The following is a 20272-nucleotide window of genomic DNA, read 5'->3' as shown; positions in this document are numbered from 1 at the left end:
GGCCCTGCCCTGTTTGAACAAAAGTACGGCCATCCGCGACTGCGGGCCCGCCATATGCCTTTTACTGTCAACGAGCAGCTGCGCGATCAATGGATGTTTTGTATGGATCAGGCGCTGGATGAGGTGGTAGAGAATAAGATGCTGCGGGAAGGTATTCGCCAGTCGATAGGCCAACTGGCAAGCCATATGATCAACTGTTAAGGCTCAAGCTTCAGCCAATCCTGTGGTTTTAAATAGCGCTGGTACAACTGATCTTCTGCACTACCTGCTTCAGGCTGGTAACCGTACTGCCAGCGCACCAGTGGCGGCATCGACATCAGAATCGACTCTGTGCGACCGCCACTTTGCAAGCCAAACAGCGTTCCCCTGTCATACACCAGATTAAATTCCACATAACGGCCACGACGGTATAGTTGGAACTGTCGCTCACGCTCACCAAAGGGTGTAGCTTTGCGTTTTTCAACAATCGGCAGATAGGCCGGAATAAACGCCTCACCGACTGAGCGCATCAACGCGAAGCTAGTATCAAAACCAGGCTGATTTAAATCGTCAAAGAATAAACCACCGACACCGCGGGTTTCGCCACGATGTTTTAAAAAGAAATAATCGTCACACCATTTTTTATAGGCCGGATAATATTGCTCGCCATACGGGTCAACTGCGGTTTTGGCGGTCTGGTGCCAATGCACTACATCTTCTTCAAACGGGTAGTACGGCGTTAAGTCAAAACCACCACCGAACCACCATACCGGCGCTTCACCTGCTTTTTCCGCGATAAAAAACCGCACATTAGCATGCGTCGTTGGTAAATAAGGATTATTAGGATGGATAACTAAAGACACACCACAGGCATTAAAGCTGCGTCCGGCCAATTCCGGCCGGTGCGCCGTAGCCGAAGCCGGCATATTAGCGCCAAACACATGAGAATAGTTAACCCCGGCTTGTTCAAACACAGCGCCACCTGTGAGCACCCGGCTTTTGCCACCGCCGCCCTCTGCACGCTGCCAGGCGTCTTCGACAAACTGCGCTTTGCCATCAGCACGTTCCAGGCTGCTGCAAATACTATTCTGCAACTGTTGTAAAAACTGCTGTACAGCCGTTAAATGCTCATGCGGTTGTGTCTGTGCCACCTTAACTCCTTACGATATCGCCGGTTAATGCATTGCGGATTTGGCTCGGCTGCGTCGCGCCGCCCAAAGCGCCCGGCATAATAACTGATAGCAGCGAACCTAAACTTTGCTCCAGCTCAACCGGATCGGTAATTGATGGTTGGCCGGATAAATTCGCGCTGGTTGACACCAGCGGTTTGCCGTAAGCCCGGCACAGCTGCTGTACGATTGGATGAGCGCTGACGCGCACGGCAATGGAATCAAACTGACCAGTAATCCATTTCGGAGCTGTCGTGCTAGCCGGTAGCACCCAGCTAACATGGCCTGGCCAGCTTGCGAAAATCTTGGCACGTTTATCCTGGGGTATAGCAGTATCATCCACATAGGGCAAAAGCTGTGAGTAATCGGCAGCAATCAGGATAAGACCCTTTTCAACCGGGCGTTGCTTTATCGCCAGTAATGCCATTACTGCCGTTTCATTATCAGGATCACAGCCCAAGCCAAATACCGCCTCTGTCGGGTAGGCTATTACACCACCATCATTCAGAGCCTGAATTACAGAATCCAACGCCGTCATTTCTTACAGTTACTCCAGTATACGAACGGAAATTCACAGTTAAAATTTTCTTCGCTTGCGCAACTGGCTATAATAGCGCCTTCACGCTTTTAGTTCATCACGTTCAGAAGGAAACAACAATGCAAGTTGGTATCATCATGGGCTCCACCTCAGACTGGCCTACTATGAAAAACGCCGCTGATATGCTGGATAAATTCGGTATTGCCTATGAAACCAAAGTTGTTTCCGCACACCGCACGCCGCAGTTGCTGGCGGATTATGCCAGCTCTGCAGCCAGCCGCGGTTTAAAAGTAATTATTGCCGGTGCCGGTGGCGCTGCGCATTTACCGGGCATGGCAGCTGCCTTTACCAGTTTACCGGTGTTAGGTGTACCTGTGCAGTCAAAGGCACTAAAAGGCCTGGACTCACTGTTATCTATCGTACAAATGCCAAAAGGCGTAGCAGTGGGCACTTTAGCCATTGGCGATGCGGGTGCAGCCAACGCCGGTTTATTAGCGGCGCAAATTCTGGCCACACACAGCCCTGAACTGATGACAAAAATCGATGAGTTCCGTCAGGCGCAAACAGATATGGTGTTAAGCCAGCCAGATCCATCACAGGTGCAATTATGAAGGTATTAGTACTGGGAGCCGGCCAGCTAGCGCGGATGATGTCACTGGCCGGTGCACCGCTGAACATCAGCATCAGTGCGTATGATGTTAACAGCGACAGTGTAGTGCACCCGTTAACACAGCAGCCTTTAGGTAAAGGTCTGGACAAGGCCATTGCCGATGCCGACGTTGTTACAGCAGAGTTTGAACATATACCTCTACCGATTCTGGCGCAGTGTCAGCAAAGCGGTAAGTTTTTACCCGGCGAAACCGCGATAAAAGCCGGTGGTGACCGTCGATTAGAAAAACAGTTGCTGGATGACGCAGCTGTGCGTTCTGCCGCTTATCATATCGTTAATAACGAAACGGACTTTGAACAAGCTATTCGCAAACTGGGTTTACCCTTAGTATTTAAAAGTGCACTGGCTGGCTACGACGGCAAAGGCCAATGGCGCTTAAAGCGCGCTGAGGATGCCGCTGCACTGTGGCAGCAACTGGATGCGTTTCTTCAGGCAGACAGTAAACAAAGCATCGTTGCCGAGCAGTTTATTCCGTTTCAGCGTGAAGTGTCTCTGATTGGCGCCCGTCGTGCCAATGGTGAAGTAAAGGTTTTCCCTCTGACCGAAAATCACCACGTTAACGGTGTGCTAAGCGTATCACTGGCCGTAGCCGGGAATGAGCAACTGCAACAACAGGCACAGCAGATGTTTACTGCGGTGGCTAATCAACTCAATTACATTGGTGTATTAGCGATTGAGTTTTTTGACGTTAACGGCGAGCTGCTGGTTAACGAAATAGCACCGCGGGTACATAACTCTGGCCATTGGACGCAGCAAGGTGCCGACGTCTGTCAGTTTGAACAGCACCTGCGGGCGGTATGCGATTTACCTCTGGGTAGCACGGCATTGGTGCGGCCAAGCCTGATGGTGAATATCCTCGGCGAAGATAGCGTGCCAGAAGCCATTCTTAACATACCGGGCTTACACCTGCACTGGTACGGTAAAACGAAACGGGCGGGCAGAAAGATGGGCCATATCAATTTGTCCGGTGCAACAACAACAGAACTTAAAACCCGGTTTGAGAAATTAATAACCTTGTTACCAGAAACAGCGTTTCCTGAGCTGACACAAATGGCAGCAAGGCTGAGTTAAACAACTGAACCGGCGCTACTTTGGCGCCGGTTGTTTTACAGCACAGCGTTTGTCCGCACAGAACAGCTGGCCCTTTTTTTCTATCAGTAAGCTAAAACCACAATCTGAGCACTGCCCGGCGACAGGTTTGTCATTCAGTAAAAATTTACACTTCGGGTAGTTATCGCAGCCCCAGAAGTGTTTACCAAATTTATTTACCCGCTCGGTTAAATGACCATTCTTACACTTTGGACAGCCCAGCCGATCAGCCTGTGGTTGTTCATCCTGTTCATGTACAACAAAATGACATTGGGGATAGTTTGTGCAGCCAATAAACATACCATAGCGGCCATTCTTCACCGCCAAAGGCGCACTGCATTCAGGGCAGGCTTCAGTGTCCAGCACTTTAACAATCGCGGTTTCATGCTGATGCAGCGCCTTGATATAGTGACAAGCCGGGTAAGCACTACAGCCAAGAAAAGGACCGTTCTTACCGGATTTCATCACCAGAGGCTGCTGACATAAAGGGCAAAGTTGCTGCTGTTGTGGCAACGAGAATAGCGCAGAATCGTCGGTCATAAAGTTAAAGGCCGCTTAATGCAGCGGCCCTTCAGGTTCATCAAAAATTAAGTCTTCCATCTGGGCATAAGCGGATTCATGGCCCGGAACGTTGAACAGCACCATCAGCACTACCCACTTCAAGTCTTCCAGGCTGATACTATTGCCATCTAAATCCATCACCCGATCAATCACCATCTCCCGGGTGACAGCGTCCAGTACATTAATCTGCTCCAGAAACAACAGAAACCCCTGACACTCTACTTCCAGTTTTGCCAATTCTGGCGCACTGTAAATACGTGTCGCGTTGGACGCTCCTTTTGACAGGTATGGCTTGACATGACTTTCCTGCAGCGCAGACAGGTTGTCGAGCCACTTTAGCGCTTTAAAGATATCGTCGTCATGAAAACCCGCCCGGCTTAACTCTTTGGTCAGATCGGCATGATTAACGTAAATGTCAGATTCGTTGTGGATATAGTTTTCGAACAGGTAAACGAGGATATCAAACATACTCAGGCACTCCTCACTCTTATGTAGCCACCAGGAACTGCTGCTACTTCTCCAGCCAACTCCAGCTGCAGCAGCGCTATTGTTGCATCAGCAATCACCAGGCCGGCGCGCTCTGCAATCAGATCAACTGCGGTAACTTCATCTCCTACGTTAGCCAACAACTGACGGGCAAACAAGTCCGTTTCCGTACTTTTTTCTTCCTCAATACTACTTTTTAGACAACTTTGACTAAAAAAGCTCCACTCTTCTACTATATCGGCCACGCTGGTTACCAGTTTAGCCCCTTGCTGGATCAACGCATGGCAGCCAGCCGACTGTGGGCTATATACCGAGCCTGGCACCGCAAATACGTCCCGGCTGTATTCTGCTGCCAGGTTGGCACTTATCAAAGTGCCGCTTTTCAGCGCCGCTTCAACCACTATAGTACCAATGCTCAACCCGACCACAATGCGATTACGTTGCGGAAAAAACTCAGCTCTGGCCTGCACATCCGGAAAATATTCAGATACCAGGGCGCCTTGCTCAGTAATAGCTTGCGCCAATATCTTGTTAGATGAAGGATAGACCTGCTCTAAACCGTGGCCCAATACGGCTATCGTCAGACCACCTGCACTTAACGCGCCTTTGTGGCTCTCGCTGTCAATACCTCGGGCCATACCACTGGTTACCAGATAGCCCTGTTGTGTCAGCTCAGCCGCAAAGTTATGGGCTACCTTGCGCCCGGTTGGGGTGGGCTGCCGGCTTCCGACCATTGCCAGCTGTTGTTGCGACAGCAACTGAGGGTCACCTTTTACAAATAGTAATAGTGGAGGCTGTTTTGTTTGTTTCAATAGTGCCGGATAGCGCACATCGGCATAAGTTATAACGTGGTGGTTCTGTGAGCTGTCCAGCCAGCGCAGCGCTGACTCGGCTTTAGGCATAGACTCCTGCGTCAGCAAGTATGCCTGACGCTCAGTAAACCCGATATTACGAAGTGTACTGGCCGGTAGTTTAACCAGCTCAGCCAATGAAATGTGCTCGCGAAGTCGCTGGTACTTCAGGCCATCCAGGCCATGCACAGAGGCTAAAGCGAGCCAGTTATGGAGTTCATCCATGACAAACCGGCTCCCTGAGATTTGTTACAGGTTGGCGATCATGTCACCAACACGGATAGGCCGTTGGGTTTTGGTCACGATAGCGAAGCTGGTGCGCTCAGACACTTTAAATACCATCAACTCACCCACTTTTTCCCGTGGCAGCGTGATAGTATCTTCGCCAAAGTTCTTAAACATCTTCTGTAGCTTGTTTGCGTCCTCAACATACACCGGGCCATTTTCGCCATCGATCACAGTTGGTGAATTACGATAGATGCCCAACATATGTCCGGCTTTCAGTTCACTTAGCGTGCCCCGGTTCAGTACCACGATATCCCACTTAGAAAACTCACGCAGGTTAGACGTGGTATCGATAATGGTGCCGCTGACATCAAACTCAGGCTTTTGCATAACAAAAAAAGCGGGTAGCGCCTGGCCTTCCAGTGCAGGCATCACGCGATCGCCCTGTTTAATCTCACGCTTGACACTAAGTACATTCAGCGATGCAGCTTCAGCTGGCGTTTCTTCTGTAGCTTCACGGCCACTTCGAAAAGCGCGCGCAGTGGCAATTAAAGTGGTTTCGTACCCGAGCAGTTCACCGGTTTCTAAATCAATGTAAGGTTTGCCTTTACGATATACACCATACGAAGCGCCGGACTCCAGCACACCTTTGGCATAAATGGTATGGTCACTGACAGAATTCTTAACATTGGCATTTGAGCCCAGAATATAAGGTAGCGCTTCTATTTGCTCGTCGCTCAGAGCTTGTTCAAAAGTCAGGTAGTGGCGGATCATGCTGAGGGGTAACGTACTTACTGCATCCCCACCTTTCATCGTTTTGCGAATGCCCGGAGATAAGCGCTTCACGTTGTCATTAACCACCAGCCTTGGTCTGCCCTGAGCATCATAAGTTAAGGTCAAGGTATCGCCGGGGAAAATCAGGTGTGGGTTATCAATTTGCGGGTTCATCTGCCACAATTGCGGCCACAGCCAGGGTTCATTCAGATAAAGTGCAGAAATATCCCACAGCGTGTCGCCTTTTTTAACCACATAGTTTGCAGGAGCATCGCCACGGATCTTTAGCACGTCCGCAAACACGTTAAAGCAGCCACTCAATACAATCAGAGTGACAATCATTGCAATTTTTTTCAGCATGCCTGCATCCTTGAGCTCGATCTTGTTGTAATTATTGCACACTAAGCTGTTAATACAGCGGATTAATGGCTAAAATTAAAACATACCACAACCTTTGAAACAAAGCATATTTTTGTAGGTGTTATGGCAGTTTTACAAGTTTTACATTTTCCGGATGAACGGCTACGTACAGTAGCAAAACCGGTAGACAATATTACAGCCGAGATTGAGCAGTTAGTGACTGATATGCTCGATACCATGTATGACGAAAACGGCATCGGGCTGGCAGCGACACAGGTCGATGTGCACAAACGCGTCGTAGTGATCGATATCTCTGAAGATCGTAATGAACCCATGGTGTTTATTAACCCGGAAATTACCTCACGCAGCGGTGAAACCAGCTATGAAGAAGGCTGTTTGTCTGTGCCGCAGAACTATGCAAAAGTTGAGCGCGCAGCTGAAGTAACAGTAAAAGCGCAAGACAGAGACGGTAACTGGTTTGAGCTGCATGCCGACGGTTTGCTGGCTATTTGTCTGCAACACGAACTTGATCATTTACTCGGTAAGCTGTTTATCGATTACCTGTCTCCGTTAAAGCGGGATCGCATCAGGAAAAAGCTGGAAAAAGAAGCCAAAATGGCACAGCGCCACGCGCTGTAAACAGGAACGACTGTGACCACTCCCTTACGTATTATTTTTGCAGGCACGCCCGACTTCGCGGCGCGCCATCTGCAAGCACTGCTAAATTCTGAACATGATGTTGTTGCTGTGTACACCCAACCTGACCGGCCGGCCGGGCGTGGGCAGCAATTGCAGCCCAGTGCGGTAAAACAACTGGCAATACAGCACGATGTCGCCGTGTACCAGCCAAAATCATTAAAAAAATCTGCTGCACAAGCCGAACTTGCGGCTTTAAATGCAGATTTAATGATTGTTGTCGCCTATGGCCTTATTCTGCCACAGGTTGTGCTGGATACACCCAAGCTTGGCTGCATTAACGTGCATGGTTCTTTATTGCCGAAATGGCGCGGCGCAGCGCCGATCCAACGGGCAATCTGGGCCGGCGATACGCAAACCGGTATTACCATAATGCAAATGGACGCCGGTTTGGATACCGGTGCCATGCTGAGCAAGGTCAGCTGTGACATCAGTAATACCGATACCAGCGCATCACTATACGAAAAGCTGGCTCAGCTTGGCCCGGACGCGCTGCTGCAGGCACTGGCAGATTTACCCCGGCTACAACAGCAGGCACAGGTACAGAATAACGATTTAGCCAGTTACGCGGAAAAACTGCACAAAGATGAAGCGGAGCTTGATTTTGCTAAAAGCGCTATAGCGCTTGAGCGGGAGATCAGGGCTTTTAATCCCTGGCCGGTAAGCTATATCAGCCTGCCTCAAGGTACAGTTAAAGTGTGGCAAGCCAGCGCGCAAAACCGCCCTGCCCCTGCCAGTAGCGGTACAGTAACCGGAGCAGATAAACACGGAATCCGCATTGCCTGTGCCGAAGGTGAGCTGATTATCAGTCAGCTGCAACCACCCGGTAAAAAGCCGATGGCTGCAGCGGATTTTCTTAATGGCCGGGCTGACTGGTTCAGCGTCGGCAGCATTATCGGTCAGTCTGAATGAGCTTGAGTGTAAGGGCGCTGGCGGCCCGCAGCTGTTTTGATGTGGTTGATCAGGGGATGTCACTGTCCGAGGTATTACCTAAGGCCCAGGCGCTGCTGGATAACCCACTGGACAAAGCGCTGCTGCAGGAGATTTGTTTTGGTGTCATGCGTTACCTGCCTCAGCTGGAAGCCGTATGCAGCCAACTGATGGCTAAACCACTGATCAAGCAACTGCGGCCACTGCAGTTTTTGCTGTATGTCGGTATTTATCAGCTGAAGTTTATGCGCATTCCGGACCATGCCGCGATAAGTGAAACGGTAGAAGCTGCACGCGAGTTAAAAGGCCAGTCACTGACTAAATTGATTAATGGTGTGCTGCGCAATGTGCAGCGCCAGCAGGAGCTGTTTAATTTCGAGGCCGCACCGGCCGCTGTTAAGTTCAATCACCCCGGTTGGTTCATCACCGCTTTGCAGCAGGCGTATCCTGAGCAGTGGCAGGCGATACTGGACGCCAACCAGCACAAAGCCCCACTATGGCTGCGGGTTAATGTCAGCAAAATTACCGCAACCGATTATGCTGCAGCCTTAACCCGTGCCGGCATCGACTACAGCCGGCCACTGGCAGACCTGCCAGCCGCCATCAAACTCACTCAAGCCCAGGATGTCACTACCCTGCCGGGTTATAGCGATGGCTGGTTTTCGGTGCAGGATGCCGCAGCACAGTACGCAGCAAACTTGCTCGATGTGCAAAGCGGCCAGCAGATACTGGATGCCTGTTGTGCGCCGGGCGGTAAAACCTGTCATATCCTTGAACTGGCCCCCGATGCCAGCGTAACAGCACTGGACAAAGATGCCAGACGCCTGGTGCGGGTGCACGACAACCTGGCGCGGCTTGGTCTTACAGCCAAGGTTTTAGCCGCCGATGCCAGCGAACCGGATACCTGGTGGCAAGGCCAGCTGTTCGACCGTATTCTGCTTGATGTGCCCTGCTCAGCCACCGGCGTAATACGCCGCCATCCGGATATCCGCTGGTTGCGTAAGAAAGCCGACATAGCGGCCCTTGCAGAACTGCAACAGCGTATACTGCAGCAGTGCTGGGCGCTGCTGGCACCAGGTGGTACCTTGCTGTATGCAACTTGCAGCGTATTGCCGCAGGAAAACAGCATGCAGATTGAACAGTTTTTACAGCACAACAGCGATGCCAGTTTAGTCGCGCTGCCACAGCAGCCAAGCGGCAGCAACAATGGCTGGCAATTACTACCCGGCGAGCGTGATCTGGATGGCTTTTTCTATGCCAAACTGGTTAAAAAGTTAAGCTGACATTTATCAGCCCCAATAGCGACATAGTGAGCGAGCATGAAGATTATCATCTTAGGCGCAGGTCAGGTTGGTGCCACCCTGGCAGAAAACCTGGTTGGCGAGCAAAACGATATCACTGTTGTTGATATTAATATCGACAAGCTAAGAGCCTTGCAGGACAGGTTCGACTTGCAGGTGGTGCATGGCCACAGCTCACATCCGGATATTTTAAAAAAGGCCGGCGCGGAAGATGCCGATATGATCGTTGCGGTAACCAACAGCGACGAAGTGAATATTGTTGCCTGTCAGGTGGCCTACAGTATTTTCAGTACCCCGCTTAAAATTGCCCGTATCCGCACCAATCAGTACCTGAAATACCGCGATCAGCTGTTTCATAAAGACGATATGCCGGTAGACCACTTTATTGCGCCTGAGGCGCTGGTAACGAACTATATCCGTCGGCTGATTGACTATCCGGGTGCCTTGCAGGTAGTGGAGTTTGCCGGTGGTAAAGTCAGCCTGGTGGCGGTTAAGGCTTACTATGGCGGTTTACTGGTTGGCCACGCGTTGTCGGCGCTAAAAGAGCATATGCCAAATATCGAAACGCGGGTAGCAGCCATATACCGTCGTGGCCATGCGATAAAGCCACTTGGTACCACTATTATTGAAGCCGATGACGAAGTGTTTTTCGTTGCCGCCACTAAACATATCCGCGCCGTAATGAGTGAGCTGCAAAAGCTGGAGCGCAGCTATCGCCGAATTATGATTGCCGGTGGCGGTAATGTCGGCTTTGGCCTGGCCCGCGCGCTGGAAAAAACCCACAGTGTAAAACTGATAGAGCGCGGTAAAGAACGCGCCGAATTCCTGTCCAGCTCACTGGATAACACCGTGGTATATGTTGGCGATGCCTCAGATCCGGAACTGCTGGAAGAGGAAAACATCGAACAGGTAGATGTATTTATCGCAGTAACCAACGACGATGAAGCCAATATTATGTCAGCGATGCTGGCCAAACGGATGGGTGCACAGAAAACCATGGTGCTGATTAAGCGCGGTGCCTACGTTGATCTGCTGCAGGGCGGCGAAGTGGACATCGCCGTGTCACCACAGCAGGCGACTATTTCGGCATTACTGACCCATATCCGCCGCGGTGACATCGTTAACGTCTACTCACTGCGCCGCGGTGCCGCTGAAGCCATCGAAGCTATTGCCCATGGTGACAGCAGCACCAGCAAAGTCGTGGGAAAACCGATTGGCGCTATCAAGTTGCCACCTGGCACCACTATTGGCGCTATAGTACGTGGTGATGAGGTATTAATTGCCCACGACAGCACCGTGATCGAAACCGACGATCACGTCATCCTGTTTATGGTTGATAAAAAGCATATTGTTGAAGTTGAAAAGCTGTTCCAGGTCAGTGCTATTTTTATCTGACATCTGATGCCGGCTCAGCCGGCATCAGTCTTTCCAGAATGCCGGTGTGAAAAGCACCAACAGTGTGAACACCTCAAGGCGGCCAAACACCATGGCAACAATCAGCAGCCATTTGCTGCTGTCGGGTATAGCGCCGAAATTCGCAGCCACTTCACCAAGGCCTGGGCCCAAGTTATTTAAGCAGGCCGCCGTGGCGGTAAAGGCGGTAATATTATCCAACCCGGTCATCAGCAGTAACAGCATAATGACGACAAACACCAGTGCATAAGCGGCGAAGAAGCCCCACACGGCCTCCACGATGCGGTCGGCTACAGGCCGGCGGCCTAACTTAATCGCGTATACCGCGCGCGGATGAATAAGCCGGTTCAGCTCTCGGATCCCTTGCAAAAACAACAGCAGCACCCGCACGACTTTCAACCCGCCACCGGTGGAACCGGCGCAGCCACCAATAAAACTGGAAAAAATCAGCAATATTGGTAAGAACAATGGCCAGGCAGCAAAACCATCGGTAGCAAAACCGGCAGTAGTCGATATCGATACCGCCTGAAATGCAGCATGGTTCAGGGCTTCGGCACTACTGTCATACACATTGGTATACCACAGCACCAGAAAGCACATCAGGATCAGTGCCGCCTGGATCAGCAAAAATGCTTTAAACTCCGGGTCACGAAAATAGGTGCTGACGCTTTTGCCACGAATAGCAGCAAAATGCAGTGGAAAGTTCACTGCACTCAGCAGTAAAAACAACATACAAATACCGTTTATCAACGGGCTCTGAAAATGACCAATACTGGCGTCATACGTCGAGAAGCCACCGATCGCCACGGTTGAAAATGCATGGCATATCGCATCGAACCAGTTCATCCCGGCAAGATAAAATGACAAAGCACAGGCCAGCGTCAGTGCCAGATAGATATACCACAGATGCTTTGCTGTATCGGCGATGCGTGGTGTCATCTTGTTATCTTTTACCGGGCCGGGTGTTTCGGCGCGATACAGCTGCATACCGCCTACACCTAACATTGGCAGAATAGCAACGGCCAGTACGATGATCCCCATACCTCCAAGCCATTGCAGCTGCTGGCGGTAATACAGAATGGCTTTGGGCAGAAACTCAATGCCGGTCAGCACAGTAGCACCGGTGGTTGTCAGGCCGGAAAACGCTTCAAACATCGCACTGGCAAGGTTCAAATGCGGATTACTGGCCAGCATAAACGGGATAGCCCCTACGGCCCCGATCACTATCCAGAACAAGACAACGATTAAAAAGCCGTCCCGCACTTTCAGCTCTTCTTTAAACTGACGATTTGGGTACCAGATCAGAAAGCCGATAACCACACACAGCACAAAAGACAGAATAAAGGGTACGCCGGCACCATCCTTGTACCAATAAGCTACAAATGCCGGTGGCACCATACTAATGCTGAAAATCGCGATCAGCAGCCCCAGGATCCGGATTATCGAGCGGTATTGCATCCCCTTTAGGCGTCCTTAGGTGTTATGCCAGCTTAAGTTCACGGGTTATATTTTCGTTACGTTCCTGATGCACAATGACGTTATCTTCAATACGAATACCACCATAGTGGCGGAATGCATCAATTTTCTGCCAGTTAATCGCCTTATCGTGCTCTGTTGCTGCCAGGTCGGCTAGCAGGCTGTCGATAAAATACAGGCCAGGTTCAATAGTAAACACCATATTAGCCTCTATCATGCGGGTACAGCGCAGGTACGGGTGACTTTGTGGCGCTGCCACATGGGTGCCGCGCTCATCGGCCATAAAGCCGCCAACGTCATGCACCTGTAATCCCAGATGATGGCCTAAACCGTGTGGGAAGAACGTACGGCTGATTTCAGTCTCCACAATGGCATCTGCTGACATACGAACAAAATCAAACTGTTGCAGTATTTCTGCAATACGCTGATGACATTTCACATGCAGCTCACCGTACTTCAGCCCCGGTTTCAATGCTGCCGCCAGCTCCAGTGTCACCTCATTCACGGCAGTGATCAGGCTGGCAAACTCGTCCTGAGTGTTGTAACTGTAAGTACGGGTAATGTCGGCAGCATAGCCGTTAAACTCAGCACCGGCATCAATCAGAAACGAATGACGTTTGGCAGGCGCGGTGCGCTCCAGTGCAGTGTAATGCAAAATAGCGGCGTTCTGGTTTAACGCTATGATGTTGCCATAGGGCACTTCGTTCTCGCTCTGACGCACCGCAGCAAGGTAAGCCAGCTGAATATCAAACTCGCTGCCACCGGCATAAAACGCAGCTTTAGCAGCGTTATGCCCGGCCACTGCCATCTGGTTAGCGATCCGCAGGCAGGCTTGTTCATACGGCGTTTTATACGCCCGGTAAAAATGGATGAAATTCAGCACCGGCTCAGGGTTAATTTCATTAAAACCGAGCGCACGGGCCACTTCCAGATACTCACCCAGATATGCCATGCGGCCTTTGTCATAAGGCAGCAGTGTTTCCACCTTATTGGCTTTGTCGAGCAACTGGATATCAAAATACTCAGCCCAGTAATCATGCGGCTCATCCGGCACTTTGTGCCAGAAATCTTTTGGCCGGTAGAAAATCAGTTTCGGCTTGTTCACACCATCTACGATCAGCCAGCAATGCGGATTATCAATTACCGGCAGCCATGCCTTAAACAGCGGGTTAGCTTTAAACGGGTAATCCATATCATCAAGAAACTTACGCTGGGTCTGGCCGGAATGAATAACCAGCGCATCCAGATTTTCCCGCTCTAATAAGCGGCGGGTGCGCAGTTGTAACTCGGTAATATGGGCCTGGTACAGGCTCTGATAAGAAGCTGTCATAAGTGTCTGACCTGTTGGCTGAAAAATATGCGGGGCATCATAACATTAATCCACCACGACCCCAATCTGCATTGTCGTCAGTGGTTTAAATACATCTGTCGGGGTATTCAGCCGGATATTATAGATCTGATAATACGCCATTACCGCTTTCACATAGTCGCGCGTTTCACGGTAAGGAATCGTTTCAACCCAAACATCAGCCGGCATGGCATAATCTTTTGGCACCCACTGCTTAACCCGGCTGTAACCGGCATTGTAGGCTGCTGTAGCCATGAGTAAATTACCGTCGTTGCGTTTCATCAGGTAATTTAAATAATCGGTACCATAATCGATATTCAGTGCCGGGTTATTCAGCTGCGACAATTGCACCGGTTTTTTCGCAATCTGCCGTGCGGTAGCAGGCATTAACTGCATTAAGCCACGCGCACCCACGGGTGATGCAGCATCAGCCATAAACGAGCTTTCCCGCCGGGCTATCGCCATCGCCCAACCCGATTCAATCTCAGCCTTGGCAGCTGACTGACTGATTTCATCCTGAAATGCCAGCGGAAAGCGTAGTTCTACATCGTCCCAGTAGCCGACATCGGCCAGCGAAAAAATGGCGCGTTCATACCAGCGCAGTTGATATGCCAGTTTGGCAGATACCAGCTTTTGTTGTTCATCCGAGCTGTCCTGCAGGTAATTCCATTCGCGGCGGGCCTCAGTTAACCGGCCAAGCGCCAGCCATTCCTGCGCCCGGCGTACGGCGGGGTGCTGTTGCAAGCCCGCCAGTTCCTGCTCCGATACGGTCACAGGCGCATGCGCCAGACTGGGCGGCAAACCTAACCTTGCAGCGGCCATAAAACCATAAAAATGCCGTTGCAGTGCCAGTTGCTGAAAAATCGGCTTGGCTTTTTCTTCCTGCCCCTGTTGCTGGTATGCCCGCGCCAGCCAGTATTGCCAGCTGGCATCTTTGGCAATATCGGCCGGCAATGCCTTAATCACCTTTTCTACTGCAGGCCAATCCAGCTGCGCCAGCGCATGGCTTACCTGCCAGTGTGCCAGCGTACTGTCAATCAGCTCGGGCGGTAAATCGTCAAACCACTGCGCCGCCCGCTCATCCCCTTTACTAGCAAGCGCTATAGCGAACTGCCGCTGCACATCCAGCCGTTGCCCGGCACTAAAATAGGGGTCATTGACAAACTTCTGCCATACCCGCAGTGCCTGATCCGGATGGCGCCAGATCAGCCGTTTCATACCGTAGGCGGCGATGTCACGCTCTTGCACTGTTTTCAGCGCAAAGAACTTGCTGTTGGCAATAACCGCCGGATTACGCCGGGTTTGCTGATACATATCGGCCAGATACTGCTGAGCAGCCGGCAGTTGGGTTTTTAAATAGGGAATGAGGCTGGCATCACCACCCTCTGCTGCCAGTATCAGCCGTTGCCATACCAGCTCTGGAGTCTGCTGGCCGGCTTTGCGCCAGACACTGAATAAGGGGTCACAGGCTTTAGGCTGCGATTTACCCACCACCCATAAGCGACTGACGTCTGGCCAAAGTGACGCTGCATCAGCGTTTTTCTCCCCCAGTTTAAACCGCAGTGCCAGACACTCCAGCTCGGCATCCGTAGAGCCATTGTAGTTGGCCAGATATAACTGGCTTTTACCACGACGGGCTAAATCCAGTAACCAGGGTTTACGCAGCGGCCAATCCATTGGCGTGCCGGTATTTTGTTGTAAAAAGGCACTGATACGCTCATCAGCGGTCAGAAACTGTTGTAAGCGCCGCTGTTCCAGATACGGCTGCAGCGGATAGCCGGCAAATTTTTTCAGCACCTTTTGTGCCTGTTCGTACTTCAGGCTGCCAATCTGGCGCTCAGCCTGCAAAAATTCATTCCGTAACGCTGCCTCAGAAGACACCGACGCCGCAGACAGCGGCGCCAACAGCAGGTTAGCCAGCATAAAAACAATACGTTTCACGACGATAACCCCGACAAAAATTCTAAACTGAAAGAAATACCACCTATAGTTACTGCTGATTACTGCGGCGAATTCAAACACGCGTTTAAATAACGGTTGAATTTTTTACCAAACCGCGACACACTGGATCTGATAGCCTCATCGTACCAGTTGCGAACCACCCTAACATACGCGACCAAGGAGCACCGTTATGATTTACCAGAGTGACAACATCAGTGTTGCTTACCTGAAACCTGGTATCGCCCGTTTTGCTTTTAATGCTAAGGGCTCAGTTAACAAGTTTGATCAGCAGACGCTGTCTGATTGTAAGACAGCTTTAGAACAACTGCACGCCGACAAGGCCTTGCAAGGCGTTATTTTTTGTAGTGAAAAAGACACCTTTATTGTTGGTGCAGACATTACCGAATTTTTAAACACTTTTCAGCGCCCTGAAAACGAACTGATCCCCTGGATTAAACAAGCATCAGACATTTTCGACCTGGCCGAAGACTTGCCGGTACCTACTGTAGTAGCCCTTAAAGGTTTCGCACTGGGTGGCGGGTGTGAGTGGTCACTCACATCTGATTACCGCGTCGCCGATACCACTACAAAAATAGGTTTACCCGAAGTTAAACTTGGCTTAATGCCTGGCTTTGGCGGCACAGTACGCCTGCCGCGTATTATCGGTGCCGATAATGCAATGGAGTGGATCACTACCGGTAAAGACCACAGCGCCGAGCAGGCACAGAAGTTTGGTTTAATTGATGCTGTAGTGGCGCCAGAGAAGCTGGAAGCCGCAGCCCTTAGCGTATTGGAAGATGCCATTGCCGGTAAGTTGAACTGGCGTAAAAAACGCGCCGTCAAACTTGAACCGCTGAAACTGAATAAAACCGAAGCTACTATGAGCTTCTCTACCGCTAAAGGTATGGTATTCGCCACTGCCGGTAAGCACTACCCTGCACCTATGGTGGCCGTATCGACCATCGAAGCGGCTGCCGGTTTAGATCGCGCAGGCGCTATGGCACTGGAAAATGCCGGTTTTGCCAAACTGGCGAAAACCGATGCCGCGACAGCGCAAATTGGCCTGTTCTTGAACGATCAGCTGATTAAAGGCAAAGCGAAAAAAGCCGCAAAAACGGCCACGAAAGCTGTCAATAAAGCCGCAGTACTGGGCGCTGGCATCATGGGTGGCGGTATTGCCTATCAGTCTGCGTTAAAAGGCGTACCGGTAGTCATGAAGGATATCGCCGACAAAGCCCTGCAGCTGGGTATGGGCGAAGCGACCAAGCTACTGGGTAAGCAGGTCGAGCGCAAAAAGCTTGATGCCATCGGCATGGCAAAAGTCATTGCCTCTATTACTCCGACGCTGAGCAACGAAACCGTTAAAGGCGTTGATATCGTCGTTGAAGCAGTAGTCGAAAACCCGAAAGTAAAAGGCGCGGTATTAAAAGAAGTTGAAGGCTTAATTGCTGAAGATGCGATTTTAACCTCTAACACCTCGACCATTTCTATTGATTCACTGGCGGCTAATTTAAGCCGGCCGCAGAACTTCTGTGGTATGCACTTCTTTAACCCGGTACACCGCATGCCATTGGTAGAAGTTATTCGCGGTAAAGACACCAGCGATGAAACCGTTGCAGCTGTAGTGGCTTATGCCGCCCGGATGGGTAAATCGCCTATCGTGGTCAACGACTGCCCGGGCTTCTTTGTTAACCGCGTGCTGTTCCCCTACTTTGCCGGCTTTAGCAAACTGGTATTAGACGGCGCCGACTTCGCTCAGGTTGATAAGGTGATGGAAAAGCAGTTCGGCTGGCCGATGGGCCCGGCTTACCTGCTGGATGTGGTTGGCTTAGACACCGCTTACCACTGTACCGATGTGATGGCAGCAGGCTTCCCTACGCGTATGGCGAAACTGGACAACGACCCGGTAGCTGCGATGTACAAAGCCGAGCGTTATGGCCAGAAAAACGGCCTTGGTTTTTATGCTTACAGCAAAGATGCTAAAGGCAAGCCGAAAAAAGATATCGACCCAGCAGCAGTTAACTTGTTAGCCGGTATTGCGGCTGACAAGCAGGAGTTCAGCAGCGATGACATTATTGCCCGCGTGATGGTACCAATGATCAACGAAACCATCCGCTGTCTGGAAGAAGGTATAGTAGAAAGCGCGGCCGAAGCCGATATGGGCCTGGTGTATGGCTTAGGCTTCCCTCCGTTCCGTGGCGGCCCGCTACGTTATGCCGACACTATCGGCTTGGCGAACTTTGTTGCTCTGGCTGATAAATACGCTCATCTGGGCGAAATTTATCAGGTAACAGATAAAACCCGCGCTATGGCCGCAGCTGGCCAGCGTTTCTTCCCCGTTTAAGCGCAGGAGCAGAATAATGAAAAACGCAGTTATTGTAGATTGTATCCGCACCCCTATGGGTCGCTCTAAAGGCGGTATGTACCGTAATGTTCGTGCCGAGCAGCTATCTGCCCATGTGATGGCGGCACTGGTTGAACGCAACCCGGCATTAAACCCAAGCGATATCGACGACATTATCTGGGGTTGTGTGCAGCAAACGCTGGAGCAAGGCTTTAACATCGCGCGTAATGCAGCGCTGTTAGCCGGTATTCCGCATTCAGTGCCAGCGGTAACAGTAAACCGCTTATGCGGCTCATCGATGCAGGCATTGCACGATGCGGTGCGCGCGATTCAAACCGGCATGGGAGAGGTGTATTTAATCGGTGGTGTGGAACATATGGGCCATGTGCCAATGAACCACGGTGTAGACTTCCACCCAGGGCTATCAACGTCTGTCGCTAAAGCGGCCGGTATGATGGGCTTAACCGCCGAGCTGCTGGGGAAAATGCACGGTATCAGCCGCCAACAGCAGGATGAATTCGGCGCCCGTTCGCACCGCCTGGCGCAAGAAGCCAGCGTGCAGGGCCGCTTTAAAAACGAAATTATCCCCACCGAAGGCCACGACGCTGACGGCGTATTAAAACTGATGGATTACGATGAAGTTATCCGCCCGGAAACCACGGTAGAAGCACTGGGCCAGCTACGCCCGGTATTCGACCCGGCTAACGGCACGGTAACCGCAGGTACATCATCTGCCTTGTCGGACGGTGCATCAGGCATGCTGGTAATGAGCGAAGAAAAAGCGAAAGAACTGGGCTTGCCAATTCGCGCTTATGTGCGTGGTATGGGTGTGGCCGGTTGCGACCCATCCATCATGGGTTACGGCCCGGTACCAGCATCGAAAAAGGCATTAAAAGCCGCTGGTATTACTATTGCCGATATCGACTACGCCGAACTGAACGAAGCTTTTGCAGCGCAAGCACTGCCGGTTATGAAAGACTTAGGCTTACTGGAAGTAGCCGATCAAAAGGTCAACCTGAACGGCGGCGCTATTGCACTTGGTCATCCACTGGGCTGCTCGGGTTCACGTATCGCCACTACGCTGATTAACGTGATGGAAGATAAAGGCGGTAAGTTTGGCCTGGCAACCATGTGTATCGGTTTAGGCCAGGGTATCGCTACGGTGTTCGAACGCCCATAGTTTGCGCAACCACAAGCTGGTAGCAAGCAATACAATCGCATAAAATAAGGGCCATTTTCGGCCCTTTTTATTGCTTTAGACGAAGCAGCAATCTATAACCCTGAAGCTTGCAACCCCGATCCCGCAGTCACAGAGTGTCTGAGGATTTGCACCAGCAAAGCCGAGTTGCTGTGACGAGGACAGCGGGTGTTACAAGCTTCGCTGGGCCAGCAGTCTCTGGCTGCGTTGTCAGTGTTTTAATTTCAGTGCCCACTTAGTGGTGCTAGAACGTACAGTTTTACCGGAGTATAAATGGAAGATATTTTTAACAGCGCAGATCAAACACTGGACGCTTTAGGCCTGCGCTGCCCCGAGCCGGTAATGATGGTACGGCTGCAAATGCGTAAAATGCAGGTCGGCGAAACCCTGCTGATTATCGCCGACGACCCGGCTACCACCCGCGATATCCCGGCCTTTTGCCGGTTTATGGAGCATGAGTTGGTGGACAGCGATACGACAGAGTTGCCGTATCGATATGTAGTGAAAAAGGTTAGTGGCTAAACTTTTCGGACTTGCGATGCCCAACACTCGCAAGTTTATCCTCAATATATTTAACTCGATTCATATGTTTTGACATCCAAGCTGCGCTTTGCAAACTAGGCTCTGGATACTTCAACCTTGAGACTATAGAAATCTTGTCTGCTTCTGAAGCTAGCTTCAAGTTGCCGCCAACAACTAACGTCAATCCCGTTAGCCCATTCAGCTCCTGCCCATAATGCGCTATTGAAAGATAAGCGGTTGCTATATCTAGCTTAGTTCTTTTCCTGGATAGCATCATAGCAACGACCTGCTCTCTCAGTTTCCGTTTTAAAGACTGGACTTCCCCTAATCTCATAGACACTCATTAGCCTCGTTGAGATTAGCTTTTTCTTCATAATCTGCCGGTGATAACTGCCCTAAAT

At 50.9% G+C, this 20272-nt stretch carries 18 protein-coding genes and 1 pseudogene; 10 read left to right on the top strand and 9 right to left on the bottom strand.

Annotated elements, in window-relative coordinates:
• Positions 1 to 201 (top strand): annotated as a pseudogene (locus tag VIN66_RS01420) (hemoglobin-like oxygen-binding protein); the annotation flags it as partial.
• Here VIN66_RS01420 and hemF read toward each other — a convergent pair.
• Both hemF and VIN66_RS01410 read right to left on the bottom strand, forming a co-directional pair.
• Positions 198 to 1130 (bottom strand): oxygen-dependent coproporphyrinogen oxidase, encoded by a 933-nt coding sequence (hemF, locus tag VIN66_RS01415; protein WP_331922329.1) that lies wholly within the window; start codon positions 1128 to 1130, stop codon positions 198 to 200. The pseudogene VIN66_RS01420 and the gene hemF sit on opposite strands and share 4 nt — an antisense overlap.
• 1 nt (position 1131) lies before the next feature.
• A complete protein-coding gene (locus VIN66_RS01410) occupies positions 1132 to 1686 on the bottom strand; it encodes a Sua5/YciO/YrdC/YwlC family protein (protein ID WP_331922328.1) in 555 nt (184 codons plus the stop codon).
• 119 nt (positions 1687 to 1805) lie between these two features.
• On the opposite strand from VIN66_RS01410, the gene purE reads away from it, so the two are divergent.
• Both purE and VIN66_RS01400 read left to right on the top strand, forming a co-directional pair.
• Positions 1806 to 2297 carry a 5-(carboxyamino)imidazole ribonucleotide mutase gene (gene purE, locus VIN66_RS01405; protein WP_273020663.1) on the top strand — a complete coding sequence of 164 codons (492 nt, stop codon included), beginning with the start codon at positions 1806 to 1808 and terminating at the stop codon, positions 2295 to 2297.
• Complete coding sequence (locus VIN66_RS01400) at positions 2294 to 3427, top strand: 5-(carboxyamino)imidazole ribonucleotide synthase (protein WP_331922327.1); 1134 nt, start codon at positions 2294 to 2296, stop codon at positions 3425 to 3427. Before purE ends, VIN66_RS01400 begins: the two co-directional genes overlap by 4 nt.
• A gap of 15 nt (positions 3428 to 3442) precedes the next feature.
• Here the strand turns inward: VIN66_RS01400 and VIN66_RS01395 are convergent, their stop codons facing one another.
• From VIN66_RS01395 to VIN66_RS01380, 4 genes are read right to left on the bottom strand one after another with little or no spacing between them, the layout of a single operon-like run.
• Positions 3443 to 3985 carry a DNA topoisomerase family protein gene (locus VIN66_RS01395; RefSeq protein WP_331922326.1) on the bottom strand — a complete coding sequence of 181 codons (543 nt, stop codon included), beginning with the start codon at positions 3983 to 3985 and terminating at the stop codon, positions 3443 to 3445.
• Positions 3986 to 4000: 15 nt separating this feature from the next.
• The gene (locus VIN66_RS01390; RefSeq protein WP_226766018.1) at positions 4001 to 4474 is read right to left on the bottom strand and encodes a DUF494 family protein; all 474 of its coding nucleotides are present in this window, start codon (positions 4472 to 4474) and stop codon (positions 4001 to 4003) included.
• 2 nt (positions 4475 to 4476) lie between these two features.
• The gene (gene dprA, locus VIN66_RS01385) at positions 4477 to 5568 is read right to left on the bottom strand and encodes a DNA-processing protein DprA (RefSeq protein WP_331922325.1); all 1092 of its coding nucleotides are present in this window, start codon (positions 5566 to 5568) and stop codon (positions 4477 to 4479) included.
• A 24-nt stretch (positions 5569 to 5592) separates the two neighbouring features.
• Positions 5593 to 6702 (bottom strand): LysM domain-containing protein, encoded by a 1110-nt coding sequence (locus VIN66_RS01380; RefSeq protein ID WP_331922324.1) that lies wholly within the window; start codon positions 6700 to 6702, stop codon positions 5593 to 5595.
• A 123-nt stretch (positions 6703 to 6825) separates the two neighbouring features.
• Between VIN66_RS01380 and def the strand changes: the two genes are divergently transcribed.
• From def to trkA, 4 genes are read left to right on the top strand one after another with little or no spacing between them, the layout of a single operon-like run.
• Positions 6826 to 7341: a peptide deformylase gene (gene def / locus VIN66_RS01375; protein WP_331922323.1), complete on the top strand. Its 516-nt coding sequence runs from the start codon at positions 6826 to 6828 to the stop codon at positions 7339 to 7341.
• Between the two features lie 12 nt (positions 7342 to 7353).
• A complete protein-coding gene (fmt, locus tag VIN66_RS01370) occupies positions 7354 to 8310 on the top strand; it encodes a methionyl-tRNA formyltransferase (RefSeq protein WP_331922322.1) in 957 nt (318 codons plus the stop codon).
• On the top strand, positions 8307 to 9611 hold the full coding sequence (gene rsmB, locus VIN66_RS01365) for a 16S rRNA (cytosine(967)-C(5))-methyltransferase RsmB (protein ID WP_331922321.1): 1305 nt from the start codon (positions 8307 to 8309) through the stop codon (positions 9609 to 9611). Before fmt ends, rsmB begins: the two co-directional genes overlap by 4 nt.
• Before the next feature lie 36 nt (positions 9612 to 9647).
• Positions 9648 to 11024: a Trk system potassium transporter TrkA gene (gene trkA, locus VIN66_RS01360; RefSeq protein ID WP_134053498.1), complete on the top strand. Its 1377-nt coding sequence runs from the start codon at positions 9648 to 9650 to the stop codon at positions 11022 to 11024.
• Positions 11025 to 11048: 24 nt separating this feature from the next.
• On the opposite strand, the gene VIN66_RS01355 is transcribed toward trkA, so the two are convergent.
• The 3 genes from VIN66_RS01355 to VIN66_RS01345 are packed head-to-tail and all read right to left on the bottom strand — an operon-like array spanning position 11049 to position 15807.
• Positions 11049 to 12500 carry a TrkH family potassium uptake protein gene (locus VIN66_RS01355; RefSeq protein ID WP_331922320.1) on the bottom strand — a complete coding sequence of 484 codons (1452 nt, stop codon included), beginning with the start codon at positions 12498 to 12500 and terminating at the stop codon, positions 11049 to 11051.
• A gap of 22 nt (positions 12501 to 12522) precedes the next feature.
• On the bottom strand, positions 12523 to 13848 hold the full coding sequence (pepQ, locus tag VIN66_RS01350; RefSeq protein ID WP_331922319.1) for a Xaa-Pro dipeptidase: 1326 nt from the start codon (positions 13846 to 13848) through the stop codon (positions 12523 to 12525).
• Between the two features lie 45 nt (positions 13849 to 13893).
• Positions 13894 to 15807, bottom strand: a complete 1914-nt coding sequence (locus VIN66_RS01345) for a transglycosylase SLT domain-containing protein (protein WP_331922318.1) — start codon at positions 15805 to 15807, stop codon at positions 13894 to 13896.
• Between the two features lie 190 nt (positions 15808 to 15997).
• Here VIN66_RS01345 and fadB point away from each other — a divergent pair, with 190 nt between their 5' ends.
• The 3 genes from fadB (at position 15998) to tusA (ending at position 19871) form a co-directional block, all read left to right on the top strand.
• Positions 15998 to 18151: a fatty acid oxidation complex subunit alpha FadB gene (fadB, locus tag VIN66_RS01340; protein WP_331922317.1), complete on the top strand. Its 2154-nt coding sequence runs from the start codon at positions 15998 to 16000 to the stop codon at positions 18149 to 18151.
• Between the two features lie 16 nt (positions 18152 to 18167).
• Positions 18168 to 19331: an acetyl-CoA C-acyltransferase FadA gene (gene fadA, locus VIN66_RS01335; protein ID WP_331922316.1), complete on the top strand. Its 1164-nt coding sequence runs from the start codon at positions 18168 to 18170 to the stop codon at positions 19329 to 19331.
• Positions 19332 to 19622: 291 nt separating this feature from the next.
• Positions 19623 to 19871: a sulfurtransferase TusA gene (gene tusA / locus VIN66_RS01330; protein ID WP_226766026.1), complete on the top strand. Its 249-nt coding sequence runs from the start codon at positions 19623 to 19625 to the stop codon at positions 19869 to 19871.
• Positions 19872 to 20272: the final 401 nt, after the last annotated feature.

Origin of the sequence: Rheinheimera sp., from assembly GCF_036568245.1 — a bacterium.
Lineage (GTDB): Bacteria > Pseudomonadota > Gammaproteobacteria > Enterobacterales > Alteromonadaceae > Alishewanella.
This window is presented reverse-complemented; position numbering and strand designations above follow the sequence as displayed.